General features: G+C 54.4%; 12 protein-coding genes. 2 read left to right on the top strand and 10 right to left on the bottom strand.

What is annotated here, in order from left to right; translation table 11 throughout:
• Positions 1-289 precede the first annotated feature (289 nt).
• From xylR to xylF, 4 genes are all read right to left on the bottom strand, one after another.
• A complete protein-coding gene (gene xylR / locus A6A26_RS05300) occupies positions 290-1468 on the bottom strand; it encodes a D-xylose utilization transcriptional activator XylR (protein WP_063877784.1) in 1179 nt (392 codons plus the stop codon).
• Between the two features lie 93 nt (positions 1469-1561).
• Positions 1562-2743, bottom strand: coding sequence for a xylose ABC transporter permease XylH (gene xylH / locus A6A26_RS05295; protein ID WP_063877783.1), 1182 nt, complete (start codon positions 2741-2743; stop codon positions 1562-1564).
• Positions 2736-4256 carry a xylose ABC transporter ATP-binding protein gene (locus A6A26_RS05290; RefSeq protein ID WP_063877782.1) on the bottom strand — a complete coding sequence of 507 codons (1521 nt, stop codon included), beginning with the start codon at positions 4254-4256 and terminating at the stop codon, positions 2736-2738. The genes xylH and A6A26_RS05290 overlap by 8 nt, the downstream gene beginning before the upstream one ends.
• A 26-nt stretch (positions 4257-4282) precedes the next feature.
• A complete protein-coding gene (gene xylF, locus A6A26_RS05285) occupies positions 4283-5275 on the bottom strand; it encodes a D-xylose ABC transporter substrate-binding protein (RefSeq protein ID WP_063877781.1) in 993 nt (330 codons plus the stop codon).
• Between the two features lie 354 nt (positions 5276-5629).
• Here xylF and xylA point away from each other — a divergent pair, with 354 nt between their 5' ends.
• Together xylA and xylB are read left to right on the top strand one after the other, a co-directional pair.
• Positions 5630-6952 (top strand): xylose isomerase, encoded by a 1323-nt coding sequence (xylA, locus tag A6A26_RS05280; RefSeq protein WP_063877780.1) that lies wholly within the window; start codon positions 5630-5632, stop codon positions 6950-6952.
• Positions 6953-6969: 17 nt separating this feature from the next.
• Entirely contained in the window at positions 6970-8415 is a 1446-nt protein-coding gene (gene xylB / locus A6A26_RS05275; protein ID WP_063877779.1) for a xylulokinase, read from the top strand.
• A 290-nt stretch (positions 8416-8705) separates the two neighbouring features.
• On the opposite strand, the gene A6A26_RS05270 is transcribed toward xylB, so the two are convergent.
• From A6A26_RS05270 to pstS, 6 genes are all read right to left on the bottom strand, one after another.
• Positions 8706-9944 (bottom strand): MFS transporter, encoded by a 1239-nt coding sequence (locus tag A6A26_RS05270; RefSeq protein ID WP_063877778.1) that lies wholly within the window; start codon positions 9942-9944, stop codon positions 8706-8708.
• 111 nt (positions 9945-10055) lie between these two features.
• Complete coding sequence (gene phoU / locus A6A26_RS05265; RefSeq protein ID WP_063877777.1) at positions 10056-10790, bottom strand: phosphate signaling complex protein PhoU; 735 nt, start codon at positions 10788-10790, stop codon at positions 10056-10058.
• 17 nt (positions 10791-10807) lie between these two features.
• Positions 10808-11581 (bottom strand): phosphate ABC transporter ATP-binding protein PstB, encoded by a 774-nt coding sequence (gene pstB, locus A6A26_RS05260; RefSeq protein WP_013023943.1) that lies wholly within the window; start codon positions 11579-11581, stop codon positions 10808-10810.
• 44 nt (positions 11582-11625) lie between these two features.
• Positions 11626-12516, bottom strand: coding sequence for a phosphate ABC transporter permease PstA (gene pstA / locus A6A26_RS05255; RefSeq protein ID WP_013023942.1), 891 nt, complete (start codon positions 12514-12516; stop codon positions 11626-11628).
• Positions 12513-13475: a phosphate ABC transporter permease PstC gene (gene pstC, locus A6A26_RS05250; protein ID WP_063877776.1), complete on the bottom strand. Its 963-nt coding sequence runs from the start codon at positions 13473-13475 to the stop codon at positions 12513-12515. The genes pstA and pstC overlap by 4 nt, the downstream gene beginning before the upstream one ends.
• An 86-nt stretch (positions 13476-13561) precedes the next feature.
• Positions 13562-14605, bottom strand: coding sequence for a phosphate ABC transporter substrate-binding protein PstS (pstS, locus tag A6A26_RS05245; protein ID WP_063877775.1), 1044 nt, complete (start codon positions 14603-14605; stop codon positions 13562-13564).
• Between the last annotated feature and the right edge of the window lie 95 nt (positions 14606-14700).

The following is a 14700-nucleotide window of genomic DNA, read 5'->3' as shown; positions in this document are numbered from 1 at the left end:
GAATCAGCAAAAAAAATCAATTCCTTCAAAAGTAGCATTATGCCTTTTCTATTCCTAACTTCAAGAAAAAATATTTTTTTGATCTCCCGGCGATTAAATTAATAATTCTTAAAGCAATAATTAGAAAATATAATTTTTATTATCATTTTTTGCACTTAGTGTTAGCATACTACAAGTTATGAGCACGCCAGATTGAAGAATGATAATGGGCATAAACATCTTATAGTTCCTAATTTGATAAAATCATTAACAAAATCACAGTAATGTAACCAAACTAAAAATATATCTACTAAACCACCACCTCTCCATGCTCCTGGCGGTACTCCTTTGGCGTCGTGGCATAGCTCTTCTTAAACACCGAATAGAAATACTGCAACGACGGATAGCCGCACATCTGTGAGATCTCATTGATACTCAGCGACGAACCCGCCAACAGTTCCCTGGCCTTCTCCAGTTTCTCGCGGTGGATCATGGCGTGAATCGTATCGCCAGTTTCATCCCGGAAACGCTTCTCCAGGTTTGAGCGCGACATGCCAATGGCATCCAGCACCTGCTCAACCTTGATGCCCTTGCAGGCGTTGAAGCGGATAAAGTGCATCGCCTGAATGACAGCGGGATCGTGCAACGAGCGGAAATCGGTGGAACGGCGGGCAATGACTTTTACCGGCGGCACTAAGATGCGCTGTAACGGCAGAGATTGTTGATCGAGCAGACGATGCAGCAGTTTAGCGGCCTGGTAACCCATCTGCCGCGATCCCTGAACGACTGAGGACAGCGCCACGCGGGACAGGTAACGCGTCAGCTCTTCGTTATCGATCCCGATGACGCACAGCTTCTCCGGCACCGGAATCTTCAGGTATTCGCAGGCCTGCAGCAGATGGCGCGCACGGGCGTCGGTAACGGCGATAATGCCGGTATGGGGAGGAAGCGTTTGCAGCCAGTCGGCCAGACGGTTTTGTGCGTGCTGCCAGTTCTCAGAGGCAGTCTCCATGCCCTGATAGACCACGCCCATGTAACGCTCGCGCATCACCATTTTGCGGAACGCCAGTTCACGCTCCTGCGCCCAGCGTTTACCGCTGGAGGCCGGTAAACCGTAAAAGGCGAAACGGTTGATGCCGCGCTCTTTCAGATGCAGAAAGGCGCTTTCCACCAGCGCAGTGTTATCGGTGGCAATATAGTGCACTGGTGGATAGTCTTCTTCCCTGTGATACGAACCGCCCACGCCGACAATCGGCACAGCCACGTCGGCCAGAGAGCGCTGAATCGAACTATCGTCATAATCCGCAACAACCCCGTCACCCAGCCATTCCTGAATATTATCAATGCGGCAACGGAAGTCCTCCTCAATGAAAATATCCCAGTTGGTCTGCGAAGCTTGCAAATACTCGCCAACGCCTTCTACTACCTGACGATCGTAAACCTTGTTGGCGTTGAACAGCAGGGTAATGCGGTATCGTTTTTCATGCATAGTGGCACAGTCCCTTTAACTCCCAGCGCATTGCATAACACAGCTGGATGCGCCACAGAAATGGTTTGCGCCACAGTGTGATCGTTCACACGATTACAGGCGGCGACGCGTGGCGGTATCCATCCACACCGCTAACAGTAAAATGGCCCCTTTGACGATGTACTGCCAGAAAGTCGGTACATCCATCATGCTCATACCGTTGTCCAGTGAGGCCATGATAAACGCGCCCATCACGGCGCCCGCTACCGACCCCACGCCACCCGCCAGGCTGGTGCCGCCAATCACGCAGGCCGCAATGGCATCCAGCTCGGCAATGTTCCCGGCGGAAGGGGAACCCGCGCCGAGCCGCGAGCTGAGAATCAGCCCGGCAATCGCCACCATCAGGCCATTGATGGCAAACACCGCCAGCTTGGTGCGCGCCACGTTAATACCAGAGAGCCGCGCGGCATCAATATTGCCGCCAATGGCATAGATACGGCGTCCAAAGGCAGTGCGAGTGGCCATAAACATCCCCACCAGCAGCAGCAATGCCAGCAACAGAACCGGTGTCGGTACGCCACGATAGTCGTTCAGCAGCCAGATCGCGCCCAGTACCAGAACGGCGGTAATGGCCTGTCGTGCTACGGTGCCGGAGGCGGCAGGTTGAGCCAGACCCAGTTGCTGACGACGCAGTCGTAGGCGCCACTGCCACAGAATAAACAGCGCCAGGCCCGCAACACCAAAGCCAAAACCGATACCGCCGGGCAGATAACTTTGCCCAATCTGCGACATCGCCGGGCTCGTTGGGGCCACGGTGGTGCCATTGGTGATGCCCACCAGAATGCCGCGAAACGCCAGCATGCCGGCCAGGGTCACAATAAATGATGGCACCTTGCGGTAAGCCACCCACCAGCCGTTCCAGGTGCCGAGCAACAGCCCCAGCACCAGCGTGACCACGATAGTCAGCGGCAGCGACCAGCCCAGCCAGACGTCAAAGATTGCCGCCGCGCCGCCCAACAGCCCCATCATGGAGCCGACGGACAGATCGATCTCGGCGGAGATAATTACAAACACCATGCCCACCGCCAGAATGCCGGTGATCGCCGTCTGGCGCAGCAGGTTAGAAACGTTGCGCGGACTGAGCCAGGCACCGTCGGTCGTCCAGGTAAAGAACAGGGCAATCAAGACAATCGCCCCCAGCATCACCAACACCTGCAGGTTACGCAGGCCGAGCTTGCTGGATACGTGCTTGTTAGCCGGTGCCGCTACGGCAGGTTTACTCTCGCTGTTAAGCATAATGTTCACTCCGTAGGGCGGCTTCCATCACCTGCTCCTGAGTCAGATTGTCGTTAATCAGATCGGCTTTGATTTGCCCTTCATGCATAACCAGAATGCGATCGCTCAGGCCCAGCACTTCAGGCAGCTCAGACGAAATCACAATCACCGAGATGCCCTGCTGTACCAGGGCGTTGATCAGCACATAGATCTCCTGACGCGCCCCAACATCAATGCCGCGCGTCGGCTCGTCCAGAATCAGGATTTTTGGGTTGAGTAGCAGGCACTTCGCCAGAATCGCTTTTTGCTGATTGCCGCCGCTGAGGCGACCAATCGGCAGCTCAGGCGAAGAGGTTTTCACCCGCAGTCGTGCAATGGCGGCGTTGATGGCGTGCAGTTCTTCGGCCTCATCAATGGTGGAAAGCCGATGACTGAACTGGTCCAGCGCGGCCAGCGTGATGTTTTTGCCTACGCCCATCAGCGGCACGATGCCGTCTTTTTTACGATCTTCCGGCACCATGGCAATGCCGTGCGCGATGGCGTGCTGGCAGTCGCGAATCGTGACTTTTTTGCCGTGAATCGCTATCTCCCCTTGCCAGCGGCCGGGCCAGACGCCAAACAGGCACTGCACGGTTTCCGTTCGACCCGCGCCCACTAATCCGGCAATGCCGAGGATTTCCCCCTTTCGCAGGGTAAAAGAGACGTTATTAACCCGCTTCACGTGACGGTTAACCGGATGCCAGGCCGTCAGGTTATCGACCTGCAACACCGTGTCGCCAATCTCGTGGGGCGAATGGGGATAAAGCGCCGTGAGTTCGCGTCCCACCATCATGGTGATGATGTCATCCTCACTCAGGCCCGCAGCAGGTCGGGTGGCAATGTGCTGACCATCGCGAATGACACAGATCGTGTCCGAGATAGCCTTCACTTCGTTGAGCTTGTGCGAGATATACACGCAGGCAATGCCATGTTCGCGCAGGTTCTGGATGATGCTGAGCAGCACTGTCGTCTCCTGCTCGGTCAGCGAAGAGGTGGGCTCATCCAGGATAAGCAGGCGCACCTGCTTGTTAAGGGCACGGGCAATCTCCACCAGCTGTTGTTGCCCAAGGCCCAGTTCGCCCACGCGCGTATCCGGGGAGACGTTGAGTTTGACGCGCTCCAGCAGCTGCTGGCAGCGCAGCGTCATGGTTTCATCATCCACCATGCCGAAGCGCCCCAACTCTGCGCCGAGAAAGATGTTCTCCATCACCGTAAGTTGCCGCACCAGCGCCAGCTCCTGGTGGATAATCACAATACCTTTGCGCTCGGTATCGCGAATGGTCTGCGCCTGAATAGCGTCCCCGGCAAAGTGGATCTGCCCGTCGAAATCCCCGTGCGGATAGAGTCCGCACAGGATTTTCATCAACGTTGATTTGCCCGATCCGTTTTCACCGCACAACGATAGCACTTCACCCGCATCCAGCTGCAGGCTGACGTTATCCAGCGCCTTCACCGCGCCAAAGCGCTTGGTGATGTTCTTCATTTCCAGCAACATCGTTTACTCTCCTTCGCGTAACGCGATTAGAGTTCGCTTTTCTTGTGGAAACCGTCTTTCACCACGGTGCTGTCAATGTTGTCTTTGTTCACCTCAATCGGTGTCAGCAGGCGCGCTGGCACATCTTTCAGGCCGTTGTTGAGTTTGGCATTGCTGGCTGGCGTCTGACCATTGCCCAGCTCGATGGCAATCTTCGCGGCTTCGGTAGCCAGTTCTTTGATGGGTTTGTACACGGTCATGGTCTGGGCGCCGTTCATAATGCGCTTGATGGCGGCCAGATCCGCGTCCTGCCCGGAAATAGCGACTTTACCGGCCAGTCCCTGAGCACTCAGCGCCTGAATCGCGCCGCCCGCGGTGGCATCGTTAGAGGCGACAACCGCATCGATATTGTTTTTATTGGCAGTCAGGGCGTTTTCCATGATCTTCAGCGCGTTTTCCGGTAGCCAGGCATCAACCCACTGGTCGCCGACGATTTTAATGCTGCCGTTATCGATATAGGGTTTTAACACCTTCATCTGCCCTTCGCGGAACAGGCGTGCGTTATTGTCTACAGGTGATCCGCCCATCAGGAAGTAATTTCCTTTTGGCACCTTTTTCACCAGACTTTCCGCCTGCATTTCACCCACTTTTTCATTATCAAAGGAAATATAAAAGTCGATATCGGCGTTATTTATCATACGGTCATAGGCCAGCACTTTAATCCCTTCACGTTTGGCTTCTGCCACCACGTTACTTAATACCTGACCGTTGTAGGGAATGATAACCAGCACATCAACGCCGCGGTTGATCATATTTTCAATTTGCGACATCTGGGTTTCTTCGTTGCCATTGGCTGACTGCACAAATACTTTTGCGCCTTGCGCCTCAGCCTGTTTAACAAAGATGTCACGGTCTTTTTGCCAGCGCTCCAGGCGTAAATCATCGATTGCCATACCGATTTTGACTTCTTTTGCCAGACTGGCCTGACTGAACAGGGCCAGCGCCGCAAAGGCAGCGAGTAATGCAGGTTTCATTTTCATCATGGTCATCCTGTAGGGAACGGTTATTGTCGTTGTAAGGCTATGAACCAGGCGGATGAATTGTTCACCTTATTTTCAGCTGCCAGCAATTACTGATTTTTATCCCGCTATTACGTTTTTTGGTTTATTTCTGTATTTTTGAGCGCGATCGAAAATTTTACATTTTCAGACTCGCCGATCGCGACATAAGACCTGTCAGGCGTCATAAAGCCTTCATATTTTTTTGCGAGCAAGTGCACAATAAATAATTATCTTACTGGCTGTGTGAAATATCGTAATTGAGCGCGCTGAGAGCGGGTACGCACAATAACGCTTCCGGGTAACCCATTCGGGGCCGATGCTAAGGAGCCAATCATGCACGCTTATTTTGACCAGCTTGATCGCGTTCGCTACGAAGGAACAAAAACCACCAATCCCCTGGCGTTCCGCCATTACAATCCGGATGAAGTGATCATGGGTAAAACCATGGCCGAGCATCTGCGCTTCGCCGCCTGTTACTGGCATACGTTCTGCTGGAACGGTGCGGATATGTTTGGCGCGGGCGCGTTTGATCGTCCGTGGCAAAAAACGGGCGAAGCGCTGGATCTGGCAAAACTGAAAGCGGACGTGGCGTTTGAGTTTTTTCACAAACTGAATGTGCCCTATTACTGCTTCCACGATGTAGACGTGTCACCAGAAGGGGAGTCGCTGAAAAGCTATCGCGAAAACCTGGCCGTCATGACCGATAAACTGCAGGAAAAACAGCAGGAAACCGGAATTAAACTGCTGTGGGGCACGGCGAACTGCTTTACGCATCCGCGCTACGGTGCAGGTGCTGCGACCAGTCCCGATCCGGAGGTGTTTTCCTGGGCAGCCAGCCAGGTATGCAGTGCCATGAAAGCGACCCAGACGCTGGGCGGCGAAAACTATGTGCTGTGGGGCGGTCGCGAAGGATACGAAACCCTGTTAAATACTGACCTGCGCCAGGAGCGCGAGCAGATCGGCCGCTTTATGCAGATGGTGGTTGAGCACAAGCACAAAATCGGATTTCAGGGCACGCTGCTGATCGAACCTAAGCCGCAGGAACCCACCAAACACCAGTATGATTATGATGTGGCCACGGTTTATGGCTTCCTGAAGCAGTTTGGTCTGGAAAAAGAGATTAAAGTGAACGTCGAAGCGAACCATGCGACGCTGGCCGGCCACTCATTCCATCATGAAATTGCGACGGCAATTGCCCTTGGCGTGTTTGGTTCGGTGGATGCTAACCGTGGCGATCCGCAGTGCGGCTGGGATACGGACCAGTTCCCGGTCAGCGTGGAAGAAAACGCATTGGTGATGTACGAAATCATCAAAGCAGGCGGTTTCACTACCGGCGGCCTAAACTTTGATGCCAAAGTACGCCGTCAGAGCACCGATAAATATGACCTGTTCTATGGCCATATCGGCGCGATGGACACCATGGCGCTGGCGCTGAAAGTGGCGGCACGCATGCTGGCTGACGGTGAGCTGGATAAACGCGTAGCACAGCGCTACAGCGGCTGGAACGGCGAATTTGGTCAGCAGATTTTGAAAGGTGAATTCTCGCTGGATGCGCTGGCGGCTCATGCACATCAGCAGCAGTTTAATCCGCAGCACAACAGTGGACGCCAGGAACAGCTGGAAAACCTGGTGAATCACTATCTTTATGACTTTTAATCCGTAAGGAGCGCGACATGGTAATCGGGATCGATATCGGCACATCCGGCGTCAAGGTGGTGCTGCTGGATGAACACGGGCAGGTTGTGGCAGTGGAAACCTCCCCCTTGACGGTTTCCCGCCCGCATCCGTTGTGGAGCGAACAAGATCCCGAAAGCTGGTGGCTGGCCACGGACCGCGCCGTACAGGCCCTGACCCATCAGCATGACCTGAGTAGCGTAAAAGCGATTGGCCTGACCGGGCAAATGCACGGTGCTACGCTGCTTGGTGCACAACATCAGGTGTTGCGCCCGGCCATTCTCTGGAATGACGGGCGCAGCGGCGATCAGTGCCATACGCTGGAGCAGCGCGTGCCTGAATCGCGTCAGATTACCGGCAACCTGATGATGCCGGGTTTCACTGCGCCAAAGCTGCTGTGGGTAAAAGAGCATGAACCTGACGTCTTTGCTCAGGTCGCAAAAGTGCTGTTGCCCAAAGATTACCTACGCTGGCGGCTGAGCGGCGAATTTGCCAGCGATATGTCGGATGCGGCGGGCACAATGTGGCTGGACGTAGAAAAGCGTGACTGGAGCGATGTGATGCTGGCGGCCTGCGGGCTGGAACGACGCCAGATGCCTGCGCTGTTTGAAGGTAATCAGATTACCGGTACCTTGTCGGCGGCTATTGCACAGCGCTGGACACTGCCGCAGGTGCCCCTGGTGGCGGGCGGTGGCGATAATGCGGCAGGTGCAGTTGGCGTCGGCATGACATCGCCGGGACAAGGCATGCTGTCGCTGGGGACATCCGGGGTTTATTTTGTCGTCAGCGACGGCTATCTCAGTAATCCGCAACGTGCTGTTCACAGCTTTTGCCACGCTCTGCCGCAGCGCTGGCATCTGATGTCCGTGATGCTCAGTGCCGCGTCCTGCCTTGACTGGGCGGCTGCGCTGACCGGCTGTGACGATGTTCCGCATCTGCTGGCGGAGGCAGAGCGGGCAAAACAGGATGCGCCGTCGCTGTGGTTTTTGCCTTATCTGTCGGGAGAACGCACCCCGCATAATAATCCGCACGCCTGCGGCAGCTTCTTTGGCTTTACCCACCAGCATGGACGACCCGAACTGGCGCGGGCGGTGCTGGAAGGCGTGGGGTTTGCACTGGCCGAAGGGATGGATGTGGTACACGACTGCGGCGTCACGCCCAGCAGCATCATGCTGATTGGCGGCGGTGCCCGAAGCGGTTACTGGCGACAGATGCTGGCCGATATCAGCGGACAGACGCTGGATTACTGCGAAGGCGGCGATGTCGGACCCGCACTGGGCGCTGCACGTCTGGCGCAAATGGCGCTGGATGAGAATCTGACCGTGCCTGCCCTGAAGCAGGTGCAGCGCCACCAGCCCAACCCGGCGCGTCATGCGCACTATCAGCCGAGACGTGAGACGTTCAGCCGGCTGTATCAGCAGCTGCTGCCGTTGATGCAGCAGTAATCCAACCCGAGGGCAACGACGTTGCCCTTTTATTTGAGCGATGTCTCCCGTCATGCTCGCAACAATCTGCCACAGTGGCACTGTCGGGCTATCTTGCCCTCATCATTTCCTGAGGGTTCATAAAGGTTGTTGCAGCAGAATCTGACCCTGCGCGACCAACGATGCAAATCGCGCGATTCATGCGAAAAAGTAGCCTGAAAGTTGAAATGGTGAGAGGTGCATCAGGTATCGCCCCGGATCACCACGTAAACCAGCTTCTTTGTGAGGCCGGTTTACGTCAGTCAGGTTACTTAACCAATTGCCCCCAGTGCATCGTCCTGGCTCTGCTTCTTCGGCAGCAGGAACAGCGTTGCCACAATATCCAGCAGGTAGATAAGCGCCAGTAAGGTAATGGCCGCCACAAAAGAGAACTTGCCTGCCAGCAGGCCGATAACCAGCGGGCCAAACCCACCGACGCCACGTCCCAGGTTAAACAACACATTTTGCGCGGTGGCGCGCACCTGCGGTGGAAAGGTATCCGAGATTAATGCCCCGTAACCGCCGATCATGCCGTTAACAAACAGCCCCATCAAGGCGCCGGTGAACAGCATAACAGTGGGATCGCGCAGTTGCGCATAAACCACCACCATCACAACTGCGCCGAACTGATATAGCAGGAAAATTTTCCAGCGCGCAAAGCGATCTGCCAGCACGCCAAACAACCAAATCCCGAAGGTCATACCTACGACAGTGACCGCCGTCCAGATGCCGGATTTCGTCAGACTAAAACCAAAGTTTGAGGAAAGGTAACTTGGCATCCAGATCATCAGGCCGTAATAACCGAAGTTCTGGACGGAGCAGAGAATAAAGATCCCCAGGCTGGCTTTACTGGTGGCGCGGTCTTTAAACAGCAGTTTCAGTCGGGCGGGAAAGGACAGTGAGGGAACATGTTGGATCTGACGGGTAAAGCTCTCAGGCTCACCCATACTGCGGCGAATGACAAACGACACCAGCGCGGGCAGCAGTCCCACCAGGAACATCCCGCGCCAGCCAATAACACTCAGCAGCGGTGGCGTGATAAATGCCGCCAGCAGAACACCCAGTTGCCAGCCGATCCCGACCCACGCCGAGGCGCGGTTGCGTTTCTCTGCCGGCCAGGCTTCCGCAATCAGCGCCATGCCGATGCCAAACTCACCGCCAAGCCCCATTCCCGCCAGCGTGCGATAGGCCAGCAGATCCCAGTACCCCTGGGCCACCGCACACAGACCGGTAAAAAGGGAAAACATCAAAATGGTGAGGGTTAACACACGAATGCGACCATAGCGATCGCTGAGATGACCAAACACGATGCCGCCAATTACGGCACCAATCAGCGTCCAGGTCACCAGTGAACCGGCCTGGGAGGGATCAAGTGCCAGAGACAGGCTAATCGCGGGCAGCATAAACCCCAGAATAAGCAGGTCGAATCCATCCATGGCATAACCACTGATGGCGGCCAGCATCGCTTTAGCAGGCGTAATGCTCTGTTTAGAAGGGGAAGAAGAGGACATGAGTCAGCACCCGTTGGTTAAAAAACTGGCGCAAGTATAAAGAGCTACGATGATGGGGTCTATGCAGAATAGCCGCAACCGTGTGCCGGAATCGCACACGGTTGCCCAGGATCAAGACGGCTTATTGCTGCCGTCGTCGCCGGATAACAGCTCATCAAGCCTGTCACCGCCGACGTGACGGAAATCCTGTCCTTTTACGAAGTAGAAAATGATTTCGCAGATGTTCTGGCAGCGGTCACCGATACGCTCAATGGCGCGGGCGCAGAACAGTGCCGTTAATACACTGGGGATGGTGCGCGGATCTTCCATCATGTAAGTCATCAACTGACGCACGATACCTTCGTACTCTTTATCCACTTTTTTGTCTTCGCGGTAGATCTGAACGGCTTCGTTAAGATCCATACGCGCAAACGCGTCCAGCACGTCATGCAGCATCTGTACGGTGTGGCGGCCCAGGGATTCCAGGCTAACCAGCAGCGGCAGATGTTGCTGACCAAACTTCTCCAGTGCGGTACGGCTGATTTTCTCGGCCACATCGCCAATGCGTTCCAGCTCGGAAATGGTCTTGATAATTGCCATCACCAGGCGCAGGTCGATAGCGGTAGGCTGACGTTTGGCGATGATGCGCACGCAGGCCTCATCAATCTCCACTTCCATCATGTTGACCTTCTGGTCGCCATCAATGACGCGCTGGGCCAGATCACCGTCCAGATTATGCATCGCGGTGATCGCATCGGTCAGTTGCTGTTCGACCAGCCCGCCCATGATCATCACCTGAGTGCGTATGTGCTCCAGCTCAGCATTGAACTGACCGGAGATGTGTTTATTCAGATTTAAACTGTCCATGGCGATCTCCTGTCGAATCAGCCGTAGCGACCTGTGATGTAGTCTTCTGTTTGTTTCTGTGCCGGCTTGGTGAACAGCGTGTCAGTGTCGCTGAACTCAATCAGTTCGCCCAGATACATAAACGCCGTGTGATCGGAACAACGTGCAGCCTGCTGCATGTTATGGGTCACGATCACCACCGTGTAATCCTGCTTCAGTTCGGTAATTAATTCTTCGATACGGCCGGTAGAAATGGGGTCCAGTGCAGAGCATGGCTCATCCAGCAACAGCACTTCCGGACGGATAGCGATGCCGCGGGCAATGCACAGACGCTGCTGCTGTCCACCAGACAGGCTGTAGCCACTCTGGTGCAGCTTGTCTTTGGTTTCGTTCCACAGGGCCGCTTTGGTCAGCGCCCACTGCACGCGCTCATCCATGTCGGCACGAGACAGCTTCTCGAACAGGCGCACGCCGAAAGCGATATTGTCATAAATCGACATCGGGAAAGGCGTCGGCTTCTGGAATACCATGCCAACCCGGGCGCGTAACAGTGCGATATCCTGATGCGACGCCAGAATATTGTCGCCATCCAGCAGAATATCACCCTCTGCTCGCTGATCCGGATAGAGCGAATACATTTTGTTGAAAGTGCGCAGCAGGGTGGACTTACCACAGCCTGATGGCCCAATAAACGCCGTGACCTGGTTTTTAGCAATATCCAGGTTGATATTTTTCAGAGCGTGAAACTTGCCGTAATAGAAATTCAGATTACGAACCTCGATTTTTCCGGCTGATGCAGTCGCAGTACTCATTGTTTTTCTCTCTTAATCAACACCGCGCAGGGCAGTGTCGGTAGTTAACCGTGTTTGCCCTTGGCGAAAACAACTCTTGCTACGATATTCAGCAGCAGCACGCACAGGGTAATAATCAGTACGCCAGCCCAGGCCAGACTTTGCCACTCGGCAAACGGGCTCATGGCGAATTTAAATATGGTGACCGGGAGGTTAGCCACGGGCTGCATCATGTCGGTGCTCCAGAACTGATTCGACAGCGCAGTAAACAGCAGCGGCGCGGTTTCACCAGCGATACGGGCAATCGCTAACAGCACACCAGTGATGATGCCGGAAACCGACGCTTTAAGCGTAATAGCCGAGATCATCTTCCATTTCGGCGTGCCCAACGCATAGGCGGCTTCGCGCATGCTGTCTGGTACCAGTCGCAACATGTTTTCCGTGGTTCGAATCACTATCGGAACCTGCAGCAGCGCCAGCGCAATCACGCCCGCCCAGCCGGAGAAGTGGTGCATTTGCGCCACGACGATGGTGTAGACAAACAGGCCAACCACAATCGACGGCGCTGACAGCAGAATGTCATTAATAAAACGAATCACTTCTGCCAGTGCTGATTTGCGTCCGTATTCCGCCAGATAAACGCCGGCCATAATGCCCAGCGGCGTACCGAAGAAGGTAGACCAGAAAATCAGTAAACCACTTCCTGCCAGGGCGTTGGCTAAGCCACCACCCGCGGTGTTTGGCGGCGGAGTGGACTCTGTAAACAGCGACCATGACAAACCATCGATGCCACGGCTTACCGTAGTAAACAGAATCCACACTAACCAGAACAGGCCAAAAGCCATGGTCAGTAACGACATCGTCAGCGCAATTTTATTCTTGGTACTGCGCCATGACTGCATCTTACGACGTGACGCTTCCAGTTCTGCGCGAGCCTGCACTTCCATCGTTGTCATGATCGCGTTCCTTCACTTTTGGCCAGCCGCATAATCATTAACTTTGAAATCGCCAGCACGATAAAGGTGATAACAAACAGAATCAGGCCCAGCTCCATCAGAGCCGCAACGTGTACGCCTGATTCTGCTTCAGCGAATTCGTTCGCCAGCGCTGAGGTGATACTGTTGCCAGGCATAAACAGCGAGGCGCTGTCTAACTGGTAGGTGTTACCGATAATAAAGGTCACGGCCATGGTTTCACCCAGTGCACGTCCCAGACCGAGCATGACACCGCCGATCACCCCATTTTTAGTGAAGGGCAGAACAATGCGCCAAATCACTTCCCAGGTCGTGCAGCCAATGCCATAAGCCGACTCTTTCATCATCACCGGCGTCTGTTCAAACACGTCACGCATTACCGAGGCGATATACGGGATGATCATGATGGCCAGGATAACGCCTGCGGCCAGGATACCGATACCAAATGCGGGGCCAGAAAACAGCTCGCCAATGACAGGAATGCCCGACATCACATCGCCAACCGGCGTCTGGAAGTACTGTGCGAACAGTGGCGCAAAAACAAATAAGCCCCACATGCCGTAAACAATGCTGGGGATCGCCGCTAACAGCTCAATGGCGGTACCCAGTGGACGACGTAACCAGCCTGGTGCGAGTTCAGTAAGGAAAAGCGCAATACCGAAACTGACCGGTACCGCAATAATCAGGGCAATAATTGAGGTGACAAGCGTACCGTAAATCGGTACCAGCGCACCAAATTGTTCGTTAGGGGCGTCCCAGGTTTTGGTCCACAAAAACGCGAAACCAAATTTCTGTATGCTTGGCCAGGAAGAGAAGATCAGGGAGACAATGATGCCGCCCATCAGTAACAGGACGATCAGCGCAGCGAGTTTTACCAGTGCACCGAAAATTCTGTCGCCTTGCTTGCCTGGGGCTTTGAATGCCGACTTCGTTGCAGCCATAGAAGTCTCAGTCCTCAGAAGTTATCAGGGCGGCAGACGCCGCCCCTGAAGGCTGACCAGACGTCGGTCTGGCCAGGGTCATTCACTTACTTATAAAGCGCTTTACCTGAACTGTCTTTGATATTGGCTTTCCATGCAGCGCGGATCTGCTGAACTACGCTGTCAGGCAGGGTGGCATAATCCAGCGCGTTTGCCGTTTTGCCGCCGTCTTTGTAAGCCCAGTCGAAGAATTTCAGCACTTCGGCACCTTTCGCCGCGTTAGCCTGGTCTTTGTAAATCAGGATAAACGTGGTTGAGGTGATTGGCCATGCGTCGTTGCCTTTCTGGAAAGTCAGGTCCTGAGCAAAAGATTTGCTCCAGTCCGCGCCTTTCGCCGCGTTAGAGAAGCTGGTTTCGCTTGGCGCAACCGCTTTACCATCCGCATCCACCAGCCTGGTGTAGGTCAGATTATTTTGTTTGGCATAAGCATATTCAACGTAGCCGATTGAGCCTGGCAGACGCTGTACGAAGGCGGCGACGCCGTCGTTACCTTTACCGCCCAGACCGGTTGGCCAGTTAACAGTATTGCCCTTACCAATTTTGCTGTTCCACTCTTCGTTCACTTTTGCCAGATAGCTGGTGAACACGAAAGAGGTACCGGAACCATCCGCGCGGCGTACCACGTTGATGTTAGTGTCTGGCAGTTTCACGCCTGGGTTCAGTTTAACAATCGCAGGATCGTTCCACTTTTTGATGTTACCCAGATAGATGTCGCCAACGGTTTTACCGTCCAGCGTCAGTTGACCTGATTTGATGCCCGGCAGGTTAACCGCCAGCACCACACCACCGATCACGGTTGGGAACTGAAACAGGCCATTTTTCTGCAAATCTTCGTCTTTCATAGGCGCATCAGACGCACCGAAATCAACGGTTTTGGCGATAATTTGTTTTACACCGCCAGATGAACCAATGCCTTGATAGTTGATTTTGCTACCGGTGGCTTGCTGATATTCTGCTGCCCACTTGGCATAAACCGGCGCCGGGAAAGTCCCGCCCGCACCCGTCAGATCGGTGGCTGCAAAGGCAGAAACCGCGCTAACGGCAAAAGAGGCGGCAAGGATTCGGGCTACGGTGCTACGCATCAGTGTCATGTTCCCTCCAGGGGAGAAAATTCAGGCTCAATGCCTTTTTAGTAAGAGTCAGTGATTGCTGCAGGAGGGAAAATAGGACAGTTTAGTGACAGAAA

The organism is Pantoea sp. OXWO6B1 (assembly GCF_001641135.1).
Classification (GTDB): Bacteria; Pseudomonadota; Gammaproteobacteria; order Enterobacterales; family Enterobacteriaceae; genus Pantoea; species Pantoea allii.
This window is presented reverse-complemented; position numbering and strand designations above follow the sequence as displayed.